At 48.6% G+C, this 19,355-nt stretch carries 16 protein-coding genes; 5 read left to right on the top strand and 11 right to left on the bottom strand.

Translation table 11 applies throughout. The features are described 5' to 3' along the window. Positions 1-10: 10 nt before the first annotated feature. Genes C504_RS0105315 through puuE form a run of 3 tightly spaced genes read right to left on the bottom strand, consistent with a single transcriptional unit; the run spans position 11 to position 2,756 of the window. A complete protein-coding gene (locus C504_RS0105315; RefSeq protein ID WP_018688274.1) occupies positions 11-523 on the bottom strand; it encodes an ureidoglycolate lyase in 513 nt (170 codons plus the stop codon). Further along, positions 523-1,341 carry a bifunctional allantoicase/(S)-ureidoglycine aminohydrolase gene (locus C504_RS0105310; protein WP_018688273.1) on the bottom strand — a complete coding sequence of 273 codons (819 nt, stop codon included), beginning with the start codon at positions 1,339-1,341 and terminating at the stop codon, positions 523-525. The genes C504_RS0105315 and C504_RS0105310 overlap by 1 nt, the downstream gene beginning before the upstream one ends. Continuing rightward, complete coding sequence (gene puuE, locus C504_RS0105305) at positions 1,338-2,756, bottom strand: allantoinase PuuE (RefSeq protein ID WP_018688272.1); 1,419 nt, start codon at positions 2,754-2,756, stop codon at positions 1,338-1,340. Before puuE ends, C504_RS0105310 begins: the two co-directional genes overlap by 4 nt. 146 nt (positions 2,757-2,902) lie before the next feature. Between puuE and uraH the strand changes: the two genes are divergently transcribed. Further along, the gene (gene uraH / locus C504_RS0105300; protein ID WP_018688271.1) at positions 2,903-3,268 is read left to right on the top strand and encodes a hydroxyisourate hydrolase; all 366 of its coding nucleotides are present in this window, start codon (positions 2,903-2,905) and stop codon (positions 3,266-3,268) included. Between the two features lies 1 nt (position 3,269). Here the strand turns inward: uraH and C504_RS0105295 are convergent, their stop codons facing one another. Continuing rightward, complete coding sequence (locus tag C504_RS0105295) at positions 3,270-4,181, bottom strand: LysR family transcriptional regulator (protein ID WP_026317243.1); 912 nt, start codon at positions 4,179-4,181, stop codon at positions 3,270-3,272. 108 nt (positions 4,182-4,289) lie between these two features. Here C504_RS0105295 and C504_RS0105290 point away from each other — a divergent pair, with 108 nt between their 5' ends. Then, positions 4,290-5,510 (top strand): urate hydroxylase PuuD, encoded by a 1,221-nt coding sequence (locus C504_RS0105290; RefSeq protein ID WP_018688269.1) that lies wholly within the window; start codon positions 4,290-4,292, stop codon positions 5,508-5,510. Beyond that, positions 5,507-6,370 (top strand): urea carboxylase-associated family protein, encoded by an 864-nt coding sequence (locus tag C504_RS0105285; RefSeq protein ID WP_018688268.1) that lies wholly within the window; start codon positions 5,507-5,509, stop codon positions 6,368-6,370. Before C504_RS0105290 ends, C504_RS0105285 begins: the two co-directional genes overlap by 4 nt. 64 nt (positions 6,371-6,434) lie before the next feature. On the opposite strand, the gene C504_RS0105280 is transcribed toward C504_RS0105285, so the two are convergent. The 7 genes from C504_RS0105280 to pdxR form a co-directional block, all read right to left on the bottom strand. Further along, positions 6,435-7,349, bottom strand: coding sequence for a dimethyl sulfoxide reductase anchor subunit family protein (locus C504_RS0105280; RefSeq protein WP_018688267.1), 915 nt, complete (start codon positions 7,347-7,349; stop codon positions 6,435-6,437). A gap of 11 nt (positions 7,350-7,360) precedes the next feature. Further along, positions 7,361-8,104 carry a 4Fe-4S dicluster domain-containing protein gene (locus C504_RS0105275; protein ID WP_018688266.1) on the bottom strand — a complete coding sequence of 248 codons (744 nt, stop codon included), beginning with the start codon at positions 8,102-8,104 and terminating at the stop codon, positions 7,361-7,363. Next, positions 8,101-10,956 (bottom strand): molybdopterin oxidoreductase family protein, encoded by a 2,856-nt coding sequence (locus C504_RS0105270; RefSeq protein ID WP_041951498.1) that lies wholly within the window; start codon positions 10,954-10,956, stop codon positions 8,101-8,103. The genes C504_RS0105275 and C504_RS0105270 overlap by 4 nt, the downstream gene beginning before the upstream one ends. A 114-nt stretch (positions 10,957-11,070) precedes the next feature. Beyond that, positions 11,071-12,342, bottom strand: a complete 1,272-nt coding sequence (locus tag C504_RS0105265; RefSeq protein WP_018688264.1) for an ABC transporter permease — start codon at positions 12,340-12,342, stop codon at positions 11,071-11,073. Continuing rightward, entirely contained in the window at positions 12,339-13,145 is an 807-nt protein-coding gene (locus tag C504_RS0105260; RefSeq protein WP_018688263.1) for a taurine ABC transporter ATP-binding protein, read from the bottom strand. Before C504_RS0105260 ends, C504_RS0105265 begins: the two co-directional genes overlap by 4 nt. Positions 13,146-13,230: 85 nt before the next feature. Next, entirely contained in the window at positions 13,231-14,235 is a 1,005-nt protein-coding gene (locus C504_RS0105255) for a taurine ABC transporter substrate-binding protein (RefSeq protein WP_018688262.1), read from the bottom strand. A 274-nt stretch (positions 14,236-14,509) separates the two neighbouring features. After that, complete coding sequence (gene pdxR / locus C504_RS17245; protein ID WP_041951497.1) at positions 14,510-16,039, bottom strand: MocR-like pyridoxine biosynthesis transcription factor PdxR; 1,530 nt, start codon at positions 16,037-16,039, stop codon at positions 14,510-14,512. 211 nt (positions 16,040-16,250) lie between these two features. On the opposite strand from pdxR, the gene C504_RS0105240 reads away from it, so the two are divergent. Next, on the top strand, positions 16,251-16,844 hold the full coding sequence (locus tag C504_RS0105240; RefSeq protein ID WP_018688259.1) for a helix-turn-helix domain-containing protein: 594 nt from the start codon (positions 16,251-16,253) through the stop codon (positions 16,842-16,844). 30 nt (positions 16,845-16,874) lie between these two features. Further along, positions 16,875-19,322: a GcvT family protein gene (locus tag C504_RS0105235; RefSeq protein ID WP_018688258.1), complete on the top strand. Its 2,448-nt coding sequence runs from the start codon at positions 16,875-16,877 to the stop codon at positions 19,320-19,322. Positions 19,323-19,355 lie beyond the last annotated feature (33 nt).

Genomic DNA, 19,355 nt, shown 5'->3' with positions numbered 1-19,355 from the left:
CCCAATAAGTTTACATTTCAGTCCCTCTTACCAATTGCTTGGCAATTATTTTTGGTTCATCGAACCAGTATTCTTGTAAATTATCACCTGCTGAAACACGGTCGATCACGGCGAATTGGCCGGGTGCTGACAGTGGTGTCAGCACACCATGCCACGTGTTTCGGTGAAAATTGATTGCTTGTCCGGGCTTGGTGATAAATGCATGTACCTTGCCGGGTGTATCGTCGTTACCTTCTGCAACGATTACTAAAAACGGGTTTTGATGCAGCGGAATGAAGGCCTGCGTACATAAAGGATGTCGTTCAACCATCTCTAGCGCGTAGGGCAGTGAGCGCGGCTCCGCGTTAAACAGGCTCAAACCGCCTTTACAATTGGGACCAAAATCAAAATGGGCGCGATCATGATAGCGCCCACACAGACCTTGATTGATAATTTTGTCCGGCTCACCCGATATGTCCACAAGGTCGCCAAATGGTGCAAAAGCATCATGTGTAATGTCTTGTATGAGGACCGCTTCGCTCATTATTTGAGCCTCAGTGAAGGGTGGCGGTTAACATCTTTATAGAGCAGATAGCGGAACCGTCCCGGACCGCCTGCATAACAAGCCTGCGGACAAAAAGCGCGCAGCCACATGAAGTCGCCAGCTTCAACCTCTACCCAGTCCCGATTGAGTTTATAAACCGCTTTGCCCTCAAGCACATAAAGGCCGTGCTCCATGATATGGGTTTCTTCAAACGGGATTAAGCCGCCTGGTTCAAAGTTGACGATGTTAACATGCATGTCATGGCGCAAATCATCAGGTTCAACGAAACGGGTTGTTGACCAGGCACCATTGGTGTCTGGCATGACAGAAGGTTCGACGTTTTTTTCATTGGTGATGAACGCTTCTGGGGCTTCAATGCCTTCAACAGGCTCATAAGCTTTGCGGACCCAATGAAATGTCGTTTGGCTGCCTGACGCGTTCCTTAATGTCCATTTTGTATGGGCAGGAATATAGGCATAGCCGCCTTCATCAAGATCGTGAACATCGCCCTCAATGCTTACTTGCAATTTGCCTTTAACAACAAACAAAACGGCTTGTGCACTAACGTCTGGTTCCGGTTTATCACTGCCGCCATTGGGTTCAATTTCCACGATATATTGTGCAAATGTTTCCGCAAATCCGCTCATTGGGCGCGCGATAATCCATGCGCGTGTGCCAGTGAAATGCGGCAGGGCACTTGTCACAATATCGCGCATAACGCCTTTGGGAATAACCGCGTAAGCTTCGGTGAAGATTGCGCGGCCGGTCATCAATTCTGACTGTGCAGGAAGTCCTGCAATCGGAGTTGCAAAGCTCATGGTAATATATCCTTCAAGCGTAGAAGCGCGATACGTTCGACTTGTTTGCAGGCCGTCTCGAATTCCCGATCGCGTTTATTTTCAACACGTTGTTTGAAGCTGCTGAGAATTTGATTCTTGTCGAGGCCTTTGACCGCAATGATGAAAGGGAAGCCAAACTTCTCTGTATATTTGTCATTAAGCCGTGTGAAAGTTGCGTGCTCTTCTTGCGTCAAAGCATCCAGCCCAGCGCTTGCTTGTTCTGCGCTCGACTCTGCCGTTAGGCGTTTTGCTGCGGCAAGTTTTCCAGCAAGATCAGGGTGCGCTTTTAAAACGTCCAAGCGTTCGTTTTCACTTGCTGATCTGAATTTGCGTGTGAGTGCGCTGTGTAGTCCAATTGCTGTATTATGTGCAGGACTAAGTTCATCATCGAAGGCGCGTTCTGCTATCCAAGGCGAGTGTTCAAAAATTGATCCATAATGATCTATGAACTCTTGCCGGGACATATGTGTTGGGCGTGACATGTGATGTTCAGGCGCATGATTATTGTGCCAGTGGTCGGCAATCTCGATACGTTTGGCAAACCAAACATCTGCATGGCTTTTAGCATATTCGATAAAGCGGCGCAGAGCTTGGATGCGGCCTGGACGTCCGAGCAAGCGGCAATGTATGCCAATGGACATCATTTTCGCCTGACCTAATTCGCCTTCGGCATAAAGGGCGTCAAAGCTGTCTTTTAAATAGCTGAAGAACTGATCGCCTGAATTAAAACCCTGCGGTGTTGCAAAGCGCATATCATTGGCATCAAGCGTGTAAGGTATAATCAGTTGGTGGCCGCTATCATGTTCATACCAATAGGGTAGGTCGTCAGCATAGCTGTCTGAAACATAGGCAAATCCACCTTCTTCCGCAACGATGTCCACGGTGTTGACCGAACAACGGCCCGTATACCAGCCTGTTGGCCGCACACCGGTAACTTCCTCATGCAATGCGATGGCCTTGTGCATATCTGCACGCTCATCGTCTATTGTGTAATCTTTATACTCGATCCATTTGAGACCGTGGGAAGCGATTTCCCATCCTGCGGATTGCATTGCAGCAACCTGTTCAGGTGCGCGCGCAAGAGCCGTTGCCACGCCGTAAACGGTGACTGGAATATCCATCTCAGTGAAAAGACGGTGCAAACGCCAAAAGCCTGCACGCGCGCCATATTCATAGATCGATTCCATGTTCCAGTGGCGCTGGCCTTCCCAAGCTGATGCGCCAACGATTTCGGAAAGGAATGCTTCGGAGGCTTTGTCGCCATGAAGGATGTTATTTTCGCCGCCTTCTTCGTAATTAATTACGAACTGGACAGCGATTTTAGCGCCGCCGGGCCATTTTGGGTCCGGTGGGTTTGCGCCATATCCGCCCATATCGCGTGGATAACGGTTCATTCTTGTGCCTCCATACTTTTTTGTAACGCAAAACAATCAATAGGATTATCAAATAAATCCATAAAGACTATTTGCGTTTGTGCTGCATTGCGTTTTTCATTTATTGAGTAGAACACTATATGGGCATCGACCAAGTGGAGAGTTTTATGGCTGACGGTTTTTTGACGACACATGTTCTTGATACAGCGCGGGGGCTGCCTGCGGCCGGAATTGAAATCACGCTTTATCGTGTGTCGGAAGGTAGCCGCACCAAATTGGTGTCGATGGTGACAAATGATGATGGTCGTACCGATTCGCCAATTTTGCCGAAAGAGAAATTCCAAACGGGGCAATATGAGCTGGTCTTTAAAGCCGGTGATTATCTTCGTGCGCATGGTTTGGTAGACAGGGACGCAGAAAATCTGTTTCTGGATGAAGTGCCGATCCGGTTTGGTGTCGATGATGAAACATCGCACTATCATGTGCCTTTGCTGATCTCACCCTATGGTTTTTCGACCTATCGCGGCAGTTAAGCTAGCTACGTTTTTTAAGCTCTTGGCTGCATCTTTCTGACATGTAGTCGATGAACAGCCTAATTTTTGGATCTTGATAACGGCGATGCGGATAAAGGCAGCTAAGCTGCACTGGCGTTGGCGGCGTATCGGTGCACACTTCAACCAGAGCGCCGCTTTTTAAGTGCTCAATAACTTCGAAGCGTGGTTTGTTGATAATGCCACGCCCATCCAGTGCCCATTGGGTCAACACATCACCATCGTCGGATTCAAACGGGCCTTTCACATCATATTCTTTAAATGAATTGTCGGTTTTAAGCGTCCAGCGGAATTCTGCGGTTCCAGGAAAACGCAAGAGCAAGCAATGATGTTTGTTTTTAACGAGCTCGCTTCCATTCATCGGTGTGCCCATTATTGACAAATAATCGGGAGAACCACACAAAACGCGTTCGCAATCGGCAATAATACGGCGTTTTAGATTAGAATCTGGCAATTTGTGCATGGAAAATGCGACATCAATGCCCTCGGCTGTAATATCAATGAAGCGGTCTGACAAACGAAGACGCACATCAATGAGGGGGTATTTTTCTTTGAAATAAGGAACATGCGGCGCAATGAACCTGCGCCCAACGCCAAGCGGTGCACCAACAAAGATTGAACCGCGCGGATTATTGGAGATTTCTGCAATCGCAGCTTCCGAACGCTCTATTGTTTCTAAAATTTGCGTTGCACCGTCGTAAAATACTTTGCCGTGTTCTGTTGGTTGCAGTCGGCGCGTTGTCCTGTTGAAAAGCCGCACATTTAAATGGCGCTCCAATTCGGCAATACGGCTGGAGGAAACGGCCGGAGACACACGCTGATCGCGTGCTGCGGCCGACATTGACCCCAATTCAAAAACGCGCACAAACATGCGTATATTTTCAACGTAACTCATATTGTCTTGTATGATTGTTTTGCTTTGTTTGAAAGTGTTTGCTTATACCAATGCTTTTGCAAGATAATTAATGACGCTAAGCTTAGCGCAGTTTTGGAGGGGATTCGAATGTATGATCTAACTGTTGCTATGGAATGGCTGGAGTTTGCTGTGCGCTGGACGCATGTCATTACGGCCATGGCTTGGATCGGCTCGTCGTTTTATTTCATTGCATTGGACCTTGGCCTGAACCGCAATATAGCTGGCCCCGCCGATGGTGAGGAATGGCAGGTGCATGGCGGTGGTTTTTATCACATTCAAAAATATTTGATTGCACCTGAAGCCATGCCGGAGCACCTGACGTGGTTTAAATGGGAAAGCTATATGACGTGGCTGTCGGGTTTCTTCCTGCTTTGCTTAGTCTATTATCTTGGTGCTGATCTTTATTTGGTTGACCCGAGTGTCGCAGATATCTCCACATTATCAGCGGTAGCGATCTCAATGGCGTCGATTGCCTTTGGCTGGATTGCCTATGATTTTTTGTGCAAATCAAAGCTTGGCGAAAGCCCAACGGTGCTTATGTTGCTGCTTTATGCGCTGCTCGTATGCATGGCTTATGGCTATACGCAGGTGTTTTCTGGCCGTGCGGCGCTGCTGCATTTGGGTGCGTTTACCGCGACCATTATGAGCGCGAATGTGTTCTTTATCATTATGCCGAACCAGCGCATTGTTGTGGCAGACTTAAAAGAGGGCCGCACACCTGACGCAAAATATGGGAAGATCGCCAAGTTACGCTCGACGCATAATAATTATCTGACCTTGCCAGTCATTTTCTTCATGTTGTCAAACCATTATCCGCTTGCCTTTGCTACCGAATATAATTGGATCATTGCAAGCTTGGTGTTTTTGATGGGCGTTACTATTCGCCATTATTTTAACTCAAAGCACGCACGCAACGGCAACCCAACTTGGACTTGGCTTGCGACGTTAATCTTGTTCTTGATTGTGGCTTGGCTCTCGACTGCTCCGCTTTACATGAATGAAAAAACAAGCTCAGCAGAAACGATCACACCAGTGCAGCAGTCGCTTATTCAATCTGATGGTTTTGAAAATGTTGCGACGATTGTGCAAGGGCGCTGCGCTATGTGTCACGCCGATGATCCAAGTTGGGAGGGGATTGCGTGGCCACCCAAAGGGGTGCGGTTGGAAACGCACCAGCAAATCGCGCAACATGCCGAGGCAATCTTTATTCAATCAGGTGTAACGCATGCTATGCCGCCGGCAAATGTCTCGCAGATTACGGATGAAGAACGTGCGCAATTGGTGGCTTGGTATCGTGAAAACCGATGAAATATACGCCTCAAAATCCTGCGCCCTCAGATGCAGCAGAGCGTAAAGCCGTAAAGCCAGTAATCTGCTATCCGGTTAATAGTTTGCCAGCCTATGACGCAAGTGTGTTTGCACTTGCGCGTGAGAGCATGCAGCTTATCGATGAAGTGATTATTCCGCCGCGCGATGCAAAAGTTTTTGATGTGCCAGCGGGCCATTTTTTGCGCATAGTCTGTCCAGAAGGACCGCAAGTCGGTGATTTGAACCTTTGGAACGCGCACAACCTGAATGAAAGGTTCTTTTCAGGCAAAACCCGTGCGCTCCATGGAACGCATGTTTCTACTGGCGATCATTTATGGAGTAATCTTCCATATTTTCGCCCTCTCGCCACCGTTACTTGGGATACGCTTGATTGGTATGGATGGGATGCATTTGGCGGCGGTGTTCACGATGTTATCGGTACACGCTGCGATCCTTACACGAACCGATTGCTTTCGGGCGGCGACTATCATTATTGCTGTCATTCAAATCTCACGCGGGCGTTGGCTGCTGATACAGGCATGTCGCTTGATGAAGCCGAGCCTTATGTTCATGACGTTTTGAATGTCTTTATGTGCACAGGTTTTACGCGCGATACGAAGCAATATTTTATGAAAGCTAGCCCTGTACGTACAGGCGACTATTTGGAAATGTTCGCGCAAATTGATTTAAAAGGCGGGCTGTCGGCGTGCCCTGGCGGTGATTGCGGCTCTAAACATTCCAGCGAAGAAGCGGTTTGTGCGCCATTGAAAGTGGAGATTTATAAGCCTGCTGAAGGCAGTTTAGGCAATTGGACTGCGCCTGATATATCTGCCTATAGCCGAACGCATGGTTTAAAATAAACGCCCAAAGGCTGGGCGTTTAGGTTCTAGAACATTTTGCAGGGCCGTTTGTCACGGAAAAGCTCTAGTAATATAAGCTAACGGCGTGTTTTGCTTCTGCAAAAAACAACCAGCGCTCAGCAAATAGGCCAATTATCATGCTGATGGCAGCGATGAGCAAAAAGAACACTGGCGTTATAAATAGCGCAAATGTGCACATGATGACTGGTATTATGCCGCCTAAAATATAAGCGATAGCGCGTAGTTTAAGCGCATGTTTGCGCCCAATTTGGTGCACCATTTCATGGGTAAGATAGTTCTCGCCAGAATGTGGTTTTTCGAGCAGGCGCACCTTGCCGAGATGCCCAAGGCCGGTCGCCGTTCCAGTGTTGGAGCCTGTCTGCGAAAATCCGATTGTGTCTGCACGGCGCCACCAGACGGACTTGATAATCCACGCAATGCCGAGCGCGATCACGATGATTGTCGGTGTTGGCAGCCCAAGAATCAAAGTTGCCTTGCCGATCATGCCAGCCAATAAAAGTCCGGACGCAATGGAAAAGGCGAGATAGCAAAATGGCGTAAGTTTAGAATGCCAATTTGGCACCGTTTTAAGCTGCGCGTAGATCATCGATGTTGCATAAACCGTGAGCAGGGAGCCTGCCGCGACAGCCCAGCCTAATGGCGCGATGCGCTGGCCTGTAAACATCCAGATCAATGCGTAAACCGCAAATAGCAATAAGGTAATAATTGCGATGACACCTTCGCGCGATAACCACGATGAGCGCCATTGTGAAAGAGCACGCCACGCTCGTTCTGGATGTCCTAGGTGAAATGTCGAGGACAGCAAGCCTGCAACGGCTAGTCCGCCGCCGAGTAGGTAAGATAAAAACGCCGCGACTATGCCATTGTGCATTGGAAAACCAAGGCCAATCATGGTCATCAGGCCAAAGCCTGCACCGGATGTGACGGTAAAGAAAATAACAGATATTGCCGGATGCATTGGTTTTCTCCTTAGCCGAGCTTTTCAAGTGCACGGTCAAGCCAGCCAAGCAAGCCTTCGCCAGCTTTTGGCACGAATGCGGGTGCGATTTCAGTTGTCTCTTCTGGGCGGGACTTCTTGCGCGGCGGCAAATATTGATTGACCGGTTTGGTGCCCATTTCTGGCATTAGATCATAACCGCCTCGTTCTCGTGTCATTGTTGAGACGTTGGAATTTGGGTCGGCAAAATCACCAAAATGGCGCGCATTTGCAGGGCAGGTGCGAACACAAGCAGGTGTGCGGTCGATTTCTGGGATATTGTCATTGTAAATTCTGTCGACGCAGAGCGTGCATTTTTTCATGACATTTTCGACAGGGTCCATTTCGCGTGCGCCATAAGGACATGCCCAAGCGCAAAGGCTGCAACCAATGCACATGCTTTCATCGACTAGCACAATGCCGTCTTCACTGCGTTTATAAGATGCGCCGGTCGGGCATACGGTTACGCAAGGCGCATCTTCGCAGTGCAGGCAGGATTTTGGAAAATGAACGATTTGCGCAGGCGCATCATCGGGCGTGACTTCAAAGGTGTGAATACGGTTGAGCCAAGCACCGCTTGGATTGTCGCCATAAGCATCAACATCACCTAAAGGCGCGCCATAGCCGCCCGTGTTCCACTCTTTGCAATTGACCACGCAGGCATGGCAGCCAACGCAAACATCTAAGTCGATCACAAGGCCAAGTTTTTTATTTGTTTGTGCGGGAAGTAGTGTCATTTCGTCCACTCCTTACCATATTCCACGGTCTGGTCGGGCGTACCAACCGGATTGTTTTGTGCGTCAACTTGCGGCTGACTGACTTCGTCTTCTGCGGGTGCTTTTTCCACGCGCACCCGCAAATCAAACCACGCTGCTTGCCCTGTGATTGGGTCGGAGTTTGACCAGCGATGACCGTCACCTTTTGGCGGCAAAAGTTCATTTATGATGTGGTTCAAAAGGAACCCTTTTTCAGTTTCTGGTGCTTTGGCAGACAGCGCCCAAGCGCCTTTGCGTTTGCCGATCGCGTTCCACGTCCACAGGGTTTTTCCGTTCACTGCATTCATGCGCTTAACTGGCACTTTGATCTTGCCATGGTGCGAAATGATATAGGCCCAATCATCGTCTTTCAGGCCCACTTCATCGCAAATTTCGCCCGGAATGAACATCGGGTTGTGCCCATGGATTTGGCGAAGCCAAGCATTTTGCGAGCCCCATGAATGATACATAGCGGCTGGGCGCTGCGTGAGTGCATGATAGGGGAACTGGCTTAGATCAATGCTTGCGCCCTCGAACGGCGGATACCATGAAGGCAGCGGGTCAAAACAGTTTAGAATACGCTCGCGGTGCGTTTCGGGCGGCTGTGGTTCGGCCTTGCCTTCTGCGCACAACTGAAACTTGCGCATTGGTTCGAGATAAAGTTGGAACACATTTTCGACAGGCGCATCCTGCAAGCCCATTTCGATTGCCCAGTTTTGCCAAGCGGCATTGGCATGTTTGAAATAAAGTGCTTCGGCAGGGACATGCGTTTCTGAAAAGCCACCATTTTTGATATAAGTATCAATCTGGTTCGGGTTCGGCTCGCCGCGTCCGGTTTTAGAACCATCCTTGCCGCGCCACCCAAGAAGAGGGCCAACGCCGGGTTTTCGTTCATGGTTTTGAATATAGTCCGCGTAGTCTTTGAATTTTGGCGTACCGTCCTCATTGGTCATGGCTGGCAAGCCGAGGCGTGCACCAAGATCAAGCAGTACAGATTGGAAACCGCGCACATCGCGGTCCGGTTCGATCACTGGCCAGCGGATAGCATCACAGAGCGCTTCGGGTTCTGAGATCGGACGGTCAAGCGCCGAGATCGCATCATGGCGTTCAAGATAGGTTGTGTCTGGCAAAATGAGGTCTGCAAAGGCGACCATTTCCGATGAGTAAGCATCTGAGTAAATCAGTTTTGGGATGATGTATTCGCCGTTTTCATCCTTGTCTGTCAGCATCTTCATGACACCGGATGAGTTCATGGAAGAGTTCCATGACATGTTGGCCATATACATAAAAAGAACATCAATGCCGTATGGATCACGCGCATGGGCATTGGCAATTACCATATGCATCAGGCCGTGGGACGACATTGGTGCATCCCATGAAAAGGCTTTGTCGATGCGCTGCGGTGTTACGCCGTCTTCTTCCAACAAAAGACCTTCTGGTCCGCGCATAAAGCCAAGCTGCGGGCCTTTAAGCGGAGTGTTGGGAATATTGCCGCCATGTGGAGCGGGCTGCGCTGAAACTGGACGTGGATAAGGCGGTTTGAAGCGGAATCCGCCCGGGCTATCGATTGAACCAATCAAGATTTGTAGCAGATGTATTGAGCGGCATGTCTGAAAGCCATTGGAGTGTGCAGAAATGCCGCGCATGGCATGAAAAGCAACCGGACGGCCGATCATTTTTTCATGCCTTTCGCCTTTCATGTCTGTCCAAGGCTGGTCGATGATGACTTCTTTTTCAAAGGCGGCATGGGCAATTTCAGCTGCAATGCGCCGCGTTTGTGATGCCGGAACACCTGTCTCTTCGGCAACATTTTCAGGTGTATAGCGGTCATCAAGATATTTATTGGCAAGAAGTGTGAAAGACGGGACAGCCTTGCGCCCATTTTTGAGGTTCACTTCACCTTGAAGGTCAGGTTTTACGCCTTTCGCATTATAGGCGACCGTTTTGCCCGTTTTGCGGTCAAGAACTTGGGCATTGCCGTCTTTATCGCGTAAAAACAGGCCGTGATCTTTTGCATCTGGATCGTCAATCACCAGCCACGGCGCATTGGTGTAGCGGATGAGATAATCCACATCGATCCGGCCCGCTTTGAGCAATTCATGCACAATTGATAAGACGAAAAGGCCGTCGGTTCCTGGTGTTATGCCGACCCATTCATCTGCAATGGCGTTGTAGCCAGTGCGCACCGGGTTTACGCCAATGATTTTTTTGCCGCGTGATTTGAGCTTTGAAAGACCAAGTTTGATCGGGTTGGAATCATGATCTTCGGCAACGCCAAAAATCATAAAGAGTTCAGTTTTTCCCCAGTCTGGTGCGCCAAATTCCCAAAATGCACCGCCAAATGTATAGATACCGCCCGCGGCCATGTTTACCGAACAAAAGCCGCCATGGGCTGCAAAATTAGGTGTGCCAAAATTTTGCGCCCACCAGCCGGTGAGTGATTGGCTCTGATCGCGTCCTGTAAAGAACGCTAGCTTTTTCGGGTTTTTTTCACGAATAGGCTTTAGCCAACTTGTTGCGAGCTCCAGCGCTTCATCCCAAGAAATTTCTTCGAATTTTCCTTCGCCGCGTTCGCCAATCCGTTTCATCGGTGATTTCAGGCGGGCAGGAGAATAATGCTGCATAATACCCGCTGAGCCCTTCGCGCAAAGCACACCCTTATTGATCGGGTGGTCACGATTGCCTTCGATGTAGCGTATCTTTGGTTTGCCATCTGCATCGTTTCGCAAGTGGACGTTAATGCCGCAGCGACATGCACACATATAGCAGGTTGTTTTGCGTATCTCGTCAGAGACATGCGGAGATGTATTTACGCGCTGGCTGTCCGTAGTCAAAGACAGGTTCCTCCCGATAAAAATGCCCACCCTCTTCTTAGGGCGGGCATGTGAGGCATGATAGTGCCAGTTTTTTGTGTTCTTGAGACAGAAGGTCTCACAATTGTCAATTTATCAACCCCGACCTTTCCAAGGCACAAGATATTTTTCGGCCATACGCATAAGCATATCGATACCAAAGCCGATTATACCAATTAAGATAATGCCGAGTAAAACAATGTCGGTGTTTTGAAATTTAGATGCGACCATGATCATCATGCCTGCACCTTTTTCTGCCGCAACCAATTCGGCAGCAACAACGGTTCCCCAACAAACGCCCATAGCAACGCGTGCGCCAGTGAAAATTTCCGGTAGCGAGTTTGGAATGATGACATAGCGCATGATCTGCCATTTTGATGCGCCCAATGAATAGGCGGCATGGACTTTTGAAATGTTCACGCCAGAAACACCTGCGCGTGCTGCAATCGCCATAATCCAAAGCGCTGCCAAAAACAGCAATATGATTTTGCCAACCTCGCCAATGCCCGCCCAAATGATTACAAGCGGGATTAGTGCGAGCGGTGGAACTGGTCGCATGAATTCCACGATAGGATCAAACCAACCACGGAACCAGTTTGACAGGCCCATTGCATAGCCGAGTGGAATGCCAACAATTGCACCAAGCAAAAAGCCTGCAACCACACGGAATAGCGACCAACCTAAATGGCCGTATAAAGATGTGCCACGAAAACCTTCGCTTGCCAGTTTGATGGTTCTGTCCACCACGGTCTCTGGTGCTGGCAGATAAAGCGGTTCCATTTGCCAGCCGTTATAGGGTTTGAAATTAGGCGTTCCTTTGTCGGATATAGTCACCGAACCGCCTGTTACATTGACTGTGTCGCCCGGATTTACACTTTGGCCGTTGATGGCCGTAACCTGCGAGCCGTCAGATTTGCTGATGTCATCATTTTTATCCCATGGCACCAGTTTGCTGCGCCATTGAGCAACTGAAATAATATCATTTTTCGCAAAGCCGTCACCGCCTGTAGGTTCGTCCAAAGTTGGATTTTCTTCGCGCGGGTGAACAATAACAGTTACAGTTGCTGTATCGCTCTGACCGTTTGCCTCTGCTGTATAGTCAAAAGACGTTTCGCCGATAAACGGCCCTGGGGCGTGTAAAAAACTTGGCAAGAGTGACGAGCCGGTAAACATGCCCCACAATAGGAAAATTGTTAAAATGGATATGATGCCGGCTGCGCGGTTAGGGCGCACGGCACTCTCATCGCCAAAGGTAACGGTTTTGAGTGAGGTGTAATCACGTGTTGTTCGTGAAGCGATCCTTGTGATGATAAAAAAAGCGGCGACAAAAATACCGACATAGATTGCAAGAACTATCAATCCGCTCATGCGCTTTCCTCCGTACGGCCCATAATCTCTTCTTCCATGTCCCAGATCATTGAGAGAATTTCTTCGCGTTTAGGGCCAAAATCTGGGTGCTTTTTTACTTCGCGCAAATCAGCATCCACGCCCAGTTCAGCGAAAGGCAAATTATATTCTTTGTGGATACGTCCGGGGCGCGGGGCCATGACAATCAGGCGCTCACCAAGGAGCAGTGCCTCTTCAACAGAATGCGTGATGAGGATGATTGTTTTGCCAGTTTCTTTCCAGAGCTTGAGAACAAGGCTCTGCATTTTTTCGCGTGTCAAAGCATCTAGTGCACCCAGTGGTTCATCCATCAAGATGACATCGGGATCATTGGCAAGACAACGCGCAAGAGCCACACGTTGCTGCATGCCGCCGGACAATTCGTAAACTGCCTTTTCTTTAAAATCACCCAAGCCAACAACATTCAGCAGGTGATCTACTGTTTGTTTCTTTTCGGCTTTGGGCATCTTTTTCATGGAGGGGCCGAACCCAACATTTTCGCGCACGCTCATCCATTCAAATAAAGCGCCTTGTTGGAAAACCATGCCGCGTTCAGCATCTGGTCCTTTGATCTGATGGCCATTAAGTGTCATCACACCACCTGTCGGAGCAAGAAAGCCAGCGACAATATTAAGAAGAGTGGTTTTGCCACATCCAGATGGTCCAAGAATACTTAACAGCTCTCCGCTTTTTAGATCGATAGAAACATTTTTGAGCGCTTGAACCACCCCGCCATTAGGCAAATCAAAGCGCATCGAAATATTATCAATAGAAAGTTCTGACATTTCCCTCTTTCCGTCTGCTCTGGCAAACTGAAATTCCGATTGCGGTAAAAAGGTCCGGCTGTGTGCCGGACCTTAATGGTGGGTTTTACATTTTACTTGCAGCTTGCAATGGCGCAATGTTCACGGCGCCTTCATAGCTGTCGAGAGCTTTGTCGATGCTGCCCGCTTCGACAAATACATCCGCCACACCTTTCATGAAGGTTGCGGCGTTTCCACCGAGCCATTTTTCAGAAGTCTGTTCTTCTAGGCTCAGAAACTTCATTGTTGAAATGGAAGCTTTGGTCGCGTCTAAATCCATGCCGGATTGTTCAGCGATTACTTGCAGCATTTCATCGCTTTGATTTGCATTCCATTCCGCATTTGCTGCGGCTGTTACGGATAGGAATTTTGCAACAATATCGCCATTTTCAGCAACATATGCTGCTGGCGCTGTTGTCACATCAAAGACAAGGATGCCCAGATCTTCTTTTTCTGCGCCTGTGAGAAGCACATTGCCGTGTTCTTTCATACTTGTCAGGCCGCCGCCATAACCGCATGCCAAATCAACATCGCCTTGGCTAAGGGCAACGGCTCCATCAGGTGGTGACATATCTACAATTTCAAGTGATGAAAGCTCGACACCGAAGTGGTCCATTTGGCGCAGGAAACCGTAATGTGCGGCGGTGCCTAAAGGTACAGCAACTTTTTTGCCTGCAAGTTCGGAAGCGGAATCTTTGTCAATTTCAAGCGCTGAAGATACGACACAATTATCGTTATCTGAATAGCTAACGGCTACATCGAGAACCTGAATGTCCTGACCGCCAGATGCTGCGACGACAAATGGTGGAACGCCTTGGCTGATGGAAAATTGTACATCGCCAGATGCCATTGCTGCTGACATTGCTGTGCCCGTTTCAAATGCACGAAAATTGACTTTCATGCCGAGTGCTTCGTCATATTTTCCTGCGGCTTTAGCTGCAAGAAATGGCATCGGCCACTGCTCGAAATAGGCAACTGTAATTTCTGAATCGCTGGCGGCGTGTGCACCTGTTGCTGCAACGATTGCAGCTGTGCCCGCTGCTAGGCTGGTAATGAATTTTCTTAAAGTCATTTAAAGTCCTCCAAATTGCCGGTTTCCCGTGCTGAATGTCGCTTTGTGAAACAAACGACAATTATTGTGACGCGGTAAATGCCGTGATTTATCGCTCATCCCATTTCTTGGCCTATTTGGGCCAGAGACTTTACTCAGCACACTCTGGTTTCGAGTGTGGACCTAGCGCCAATAATTATAGCTGCATGAGTCCAGTAAGCAGAATGCAGCATGAATTTTCGCGTCTCTGATTACTCGTACAATTTAATGCACAAAACTTAGTGTTTGTGCCTGTTTATTCAGCAGCAAAAGTTGTGATGGTCGCACTTTGTGTTGCTTCAATCGGTGTTGAGCCGAGCACTTTTGTTGCCCGTTTTGCCAAGAGCTTTATACCTTCTTCGATTCTCTCATCTGGGATGGAGGAGAAACCAAGGCGAAAATAATTCTTATGGTTCTTGCTATCGGCGAAGAATATATCGCCGGGCTCAATTAGAATACTATCTTTGATCGCTTCGACAGCGAGCTGTGTTGCGTCAAATCCACGTGGCCCTTGAACCCAGAAGGAGGTTCCGCCAAAAGCTGGCATATGTGACCAACCGGGGAAATAATCAGCGAGCGCAAGGCTCATGATTTCCCAGCGTTTTAAATAGGTACGATGTAGACGGTTTATGAGCGCGTCATGACCACCAAGTGACAAAAACAATGCAACAACGCGCTGGTTGTTGCCGGGCGGGTGGCGCAGCATTAAGCGCCGCAATGCTCTAACCTCAGCAATCACATCTGCAGAAGCAACGACAAAGCCCATGCGAAGCCCCGGCATCATTGATTTAGACAGGCTGCCTACATGCAAAACGCGCCCGCTGGTGTCGAGACTTTTTAGCGCCGGTGTCGGTTCGCCGCGATAATTGGTTTCATACTCATAATCATCTTCGATGATGAGTGCATCGTTTTCATTGGCCCATGCCAACAGCTCACGTCGCCGCCTCATGCTCATGGTTACATTTGTCGGAAACTGATGACTTGGGGTGACAAAAACAACCTTTGCATCGCCCAAATGATCAACACAAATGCCTTCATCATCGACGGGAATACGGCGTACATCATTTGTGCGCAGTTCAAACATGTTGCGAATATCAGGATAGCCCGGGTCTTCAACTGCAACGGGCGTGTCCTCACGCACAAAAAGATGGGCAAGAAGGAAGAGGGCATTCTGCGCGCCCATGGTAATTAATATTTCGTCTGAACGTGCCATCACGCCGCGCCGCGTTAAAACACGCTGCTGAATTTGTTCAACAAGCATCGGGTCATCTGCGCTGAACCGATCATCTGTCCATGCATCGAGCCATTTGAGACTCATTGTTTGGCGCATACAATCGCGCCATGCACTGATCGGGAAAAGCTTTGGATCTACCTGCCCATAGATAAATGGATATTTGTAGTCGTGCCAGTTTTCAGGCTTTGAAATATTGAGTTGAGCGGCAGGACGCAGACGTAACTTATCGTCCCAGTTGACGGGGGTGAGCGCATCTGAGGTTTGTTGGGCTGTATTTTGTGTTTTGTGTTTGGGGGCGGCTTGAACATCGGGTGCTACATAAAAGCCAGAACGCTCCCGAGCGACGAGAAATCCGTCTGCTGCAAGCGCTTGATAGGCGAGCATAACAGTGTTGCGCGATACTTTAAGACGCTTTGCCATGGCCCGTGTTGAAGGCACAGGTGAATTTGCGGGCAATTGTCCTGCGATCATTGCCGATACAAGCATCTCACGTATCTGAGATTGCAAAGACATCGAGTCTTGGCGTTCAACATGAAATAGACTGTATCTCATTTTCGGCACCTTTCTAACGTCATTACTATGCGTAAATCTGGCCCAGTTATCAATAGATACTGGCCCTATTTAGATATTTAATGAAACTATTTGTCCCATTTATTGATTGGAATAAAGCCTTTAGCGGCTGTGAATAAGTGATTTGAAATTTTTGTTGCATTTTTCTGATTAAATGAAATTATTGTCAAATATTTCATTTAAGGCAATAGACATGATTGATGATTCCAAACTGACGCCTGAAATTGATGCGGATGTTCGGCTGCACATTGGGGATGATGTGCGTGCATTACGAAAAGCACGCAGCATGACAATTACAGAACTTGCTGAAAAACTGGGGCGCTCGATTGGCTGGGTTAGTCAGGTGGAGCGCGGACAAACCAATCCAAGCATTCCTGATATTCGTTCTCTGGCAGAGATTTTTGAAATACCAGTCTCGTTTTTATTCAGAAACGAATTAGCTGATGATGCCGAGCGTGGTTTTGTGGTTCGTAAAGACGCACGGGCATCATTCGGCAATCGCCAAGATGGTTTGGTTGAACAGCTTCTGTCTCCCGACCTGTCAGGCGATTTTGAAATTATTCATTCGACTTTTGAACCCCATAGCCAAAGCGCTTGGATCAAGGCGCGACCAACACAAGAAGCCGGTTATCTGATGTCAGGCACACTGACACTACGATTTAAAGATCGTTCTTTTGTGCTCAATGCGGGCGACAGTTTTCAGTTTCAAAATGAAAAATATCAATGGTCCAATGATGGTGATGAACCAGCCGTTGCCGTGTGGGTGATATCGCCGCCGGTTTACTGATGTCGCTTGGCTGAATTTTTGGAGAATAACATGAGTAAATTTCCTTCTACTGCGCGTGTGGTTATTATTGGCGGCGGAGTCATCGGTGTTTCTACGCTTTACCATTTGGGAAAAGCTGGATGGAAAGATTGCGTCTTGCTTGAAAAGAACGAGCTTACTGCTGGCTCGACGTGGCATGCAGCCGGTAATTGCCCAAACTTTGCGCCTAATTGGGCTGTGATGAATATGCAGCGTTATGGCTTGGCGATGTACCGCACGCTTGCAGATGATGTTGATTATCCGATGAATTATCATGTGACAGGCGCACTGCGTCTTGCGCACAGCAAAGAACGCATGATGGAGTTTGAGAAGGTTGCCGCACAGGCGCGCCATCAAGGATTAGAAATGGACATATGCACACCGCAAGAATTGCAAGCGCATAATCCATTTATGGAAATTCATGATCTTGCTGGTGGCCTTTGGGATCCATTGGATGGCGATATTGATCCAGCTCAACTCACACAAGCGCTGGCAAAAGGTGCACGCCAGATGGGCGGTAATATTCAACGCTTTTGCCCAGCAACGGGTGTCTCGCGTGATGGTGATGAGTGGATTGTCCATACTGATAAGGGCGATATTCGCTGTGAGTATGTTGTCAATGCTGGTGGATATTATGCGCAGCGCATCGGCGAGTGGTTCAAGCCATTTGGCGGTCGTACTGTTCCGCAAATTGTAATGAGCCATCAATATTTTCTAACCGGTGAAATTCCCGAGATTGAAGCTTGGACAAAAGAAAATGGCCGCAAAACGCCGATGATCCGCGATGTGGATTCATCCTATTACCTGCGGCAAGACAAGAACGGCCTTAATCTTGGTCCGTATGAGCGCAATTGCAAAGCGCATTGGATTACGCCTGAAGACCCCATGCCGGATGACTTTTCTTTTCAGCTCTATCCTGATGATTTGGAGCGTCTGGAATGGTATATTGAAGATGCAATGGGGCGTGTGCCTGCGCTTGGCACGGCTGGTGTTGAACGCGTGATCAATGGACCAATTCCTTATGCGCCAGACGGTTTGCCGATGATTGGTCCTATGCCTGGTGTTAAAAATTCATTTGAAGCGCATTCATTTACATTTGGCATCGCGCAGGGCGGCGGTGCGGGCAAAGTCATGGCAGAATGGATTGTCCACGGCGAAACTGAAAATGACATGTGGTCGGTTGACCCGCGACGCTACACTGCGCACGCCGATCAGGATTTTTGTCTTCAAAAAGCGCTGGAAACTTATGGCCATGAATATGCGATGCATTTTCCACATCATGAATGGCCCGCAGCGCGTAATAAAAAACTCTCTCCAGTCCATGAAAAAATCGTCGCCGCTGGTGGTCAAATGGGCGCGTATAATGGTTGGGAAAGGGCTAATTGGTTTGCCAAAGATGGTGATGATGTCAGCGAAGAAGCTACGCAAACTTGGTCACGAAGCGGGCCTTGGGAAGAACGCATAAGACAAGAAGTGGAAGCTGTACGCGACCATGTTGGTGTTTTGGATTTGCCGGGTTTTTCTCGCTTTCATCTTTCTGGCGAGGGTGCCGCAGAGTATTTGCGCACTATGATCGCTGGCGCATTGCCAAAAGCTGGTCGTATGACACTTGGCTATTTTCCTGATAGCCGCGGCCGCATTTTGACTGAGATGTCTATCATCCGTCACGATGAAGATGATTTTACGCTCATTACCGCAGCGCCTGCACAATGGCATGATTTTGAAGTTCTGAATAAGGATTTGCCTGCTTCTTTAAAACTCATCGATCTAACAGATGAATTTTCAACGCTGATTGTGACGGGGCCTAAGTCTCGTGCACTCTTTGAAGAAGTCGGCACGGATGCCGACCTAACGCTCGGTTGGTTGACGCATCAAAATGCGGAAGTTGCAGGTGTGAATTGTAAACTGGCCCGCGTTTCGTTTGCAGGAGAACTGGGCTGGGAAATCCATGCGCGTATAGCACATGTTCCAGCGCTTTATGATGCTGTCCTTGCTGCGGGTGCGATACCCTTTGGTATGTATGCGCTTGGCTCAATGCGGCTGGAGAAAGGCTACCGTGCTTGGAAGGGTGATTTATCGACGGATTATTCGTTGGTGGAAGGTGGGTTGGAGCGCTTTATCCGCATCGACAAACCGCAAGATTTCCCAGGTAAAGCAATTTTGAAGACAGAGCTTGAGAACGGTCCAACTAAACGCTTTGTGACAATGTCAGTGAATGCTGGTGATTACGATGCGCCTTCTATGTCGAGTATTTTTCACGAGGGCAAAATTGTCGGCGAGGTAACGTCGGGTGGATTTGGCTATCGCACCAATACGTCGATTGCGCTGGGCGTCGTGCGTGCAGATTTAACAAAACCGGGCACAAAGCTTCAGATCGATATTTTCGGTAAAAAATATAAAGCTGAAGTTCAACCTGATTGGCCCCTGTGGGACCCTAAAAACGAGCGGCTGCGCGCATAAAGCGACCGTAGTTTCACAATTTCCAAAGTCATT

It is taken from the genome of Ahrensia kielensis DSM 5890 (assembly GCF_000374465.1).
Lineage (GTDB): Bacteria > Pseudomonadota > Alphaproteobacteria > Rhizobiales > Rhizobiaceae > Ahrensia > Ahrensia kielensis.
The sequence above is the reverse complement of the archived record's forward strand: the minus strand, read 5'-3'. Positions and strand labels throughout refer to the sequence as shown.

Coding starts and splice junctions, on each gene's coding strand:
- C504_RS0105290 (WP_018688269.1), top strand. CDS start 4,290: ATGTATGATCTAACTGTTGCTATGGAATGGCTGGAGTTTGCTGTGCGC.
- C504_RS0105280 (WP_018688267.1), bottom strand. CDS start 7,349: ATGCATCCGGCAATATCTGTTATTTTCTTTACCGTCACATCCGGTGCA.
- C504_RS0105275 (WP_018688266.1), bottom strand. CDS start 8,104: ATGACACTACTTCCCGCACAAACAAATAAAAAACTTGGCCTTGTGATC.
- C504_RS0105260 (WP_018688263.1), bottom strand. CDS start 13,145: ATGTCAGAACTTTCTATTGATAATATTTCGATGCGCTTTGATTTGCCT.
- pdxR (WP_041951497.1), bottom strand. CDS start 16,039: ATGAGATACAGTCTATTTCATGTTGAACGCCAAGACTCGATGTCTTTG.
- C504_RS0105295 (WP_026317243.1), bottom strand. CDS start 4,181: ATGAGTTACGTTGAAAATATACGCATGTTTGTGCGCGTTTTTGAATTG.
- uraH (WP_018688271.1), top strand. CDS start 2,903: ATGGCTGACGGTTTTTTGACGACACATGTTCTTGATACAGCGCGGGGG.
- C504_RS0105265 (WP_018688264.1), bottom strand. CDS start 12,342: ATGAGCGGATTGATAGTTCTTGCAATCTATGTCGGTATTTTTGTCGCC.
- puuE (WP_018688272.1), bottom strand. CDS start 2,756: ATGAACCGTTATCCACGCGATATGGGCGGATATGGCGCAAACCCACCG.
- C504_RS0105310 (WP_018688273.1), bottom strand. CDS start 1,341: ATGAGCTTTGCAACTCCGATTGCAGGACTTCCTGCACAGTCAGAATTG.
- C504_RS0105285 (WP_018688268.1), top strand. CDS start 5,507: ATGAAATATACGCCTCAAAATCCTGCGCCCTCAGATGCAGCAGAGCGT.
- C504_RS0105255 (WP_018688262.1), bottom strand. CDS start 14,235: ATGACTTTAAGAAAATTCATTACCAGCCTAGCAGCGGGCACAGCTGCA.
- C504_RS0105240 (WP_018688259.1), top strand. CDS start 16,251: ATGATTGATGATTCCAAACTGACGCCTGAAATTGATGCGGATGTTCGG.
- C504_RS0105315 (WP_018688274.1), bottom strand. CDS start 523: ATGAGCGAAGCGGTCCTCATACAAGACATTACACATGATGCTTTTGCA.
- C504_RS0105235 (WP_018688258.1), top strand. CDS start 16,875: ATGAGTAAATTTCCTTCTACTGCGCGTGTGGTTATTATTGGCGGCGGA.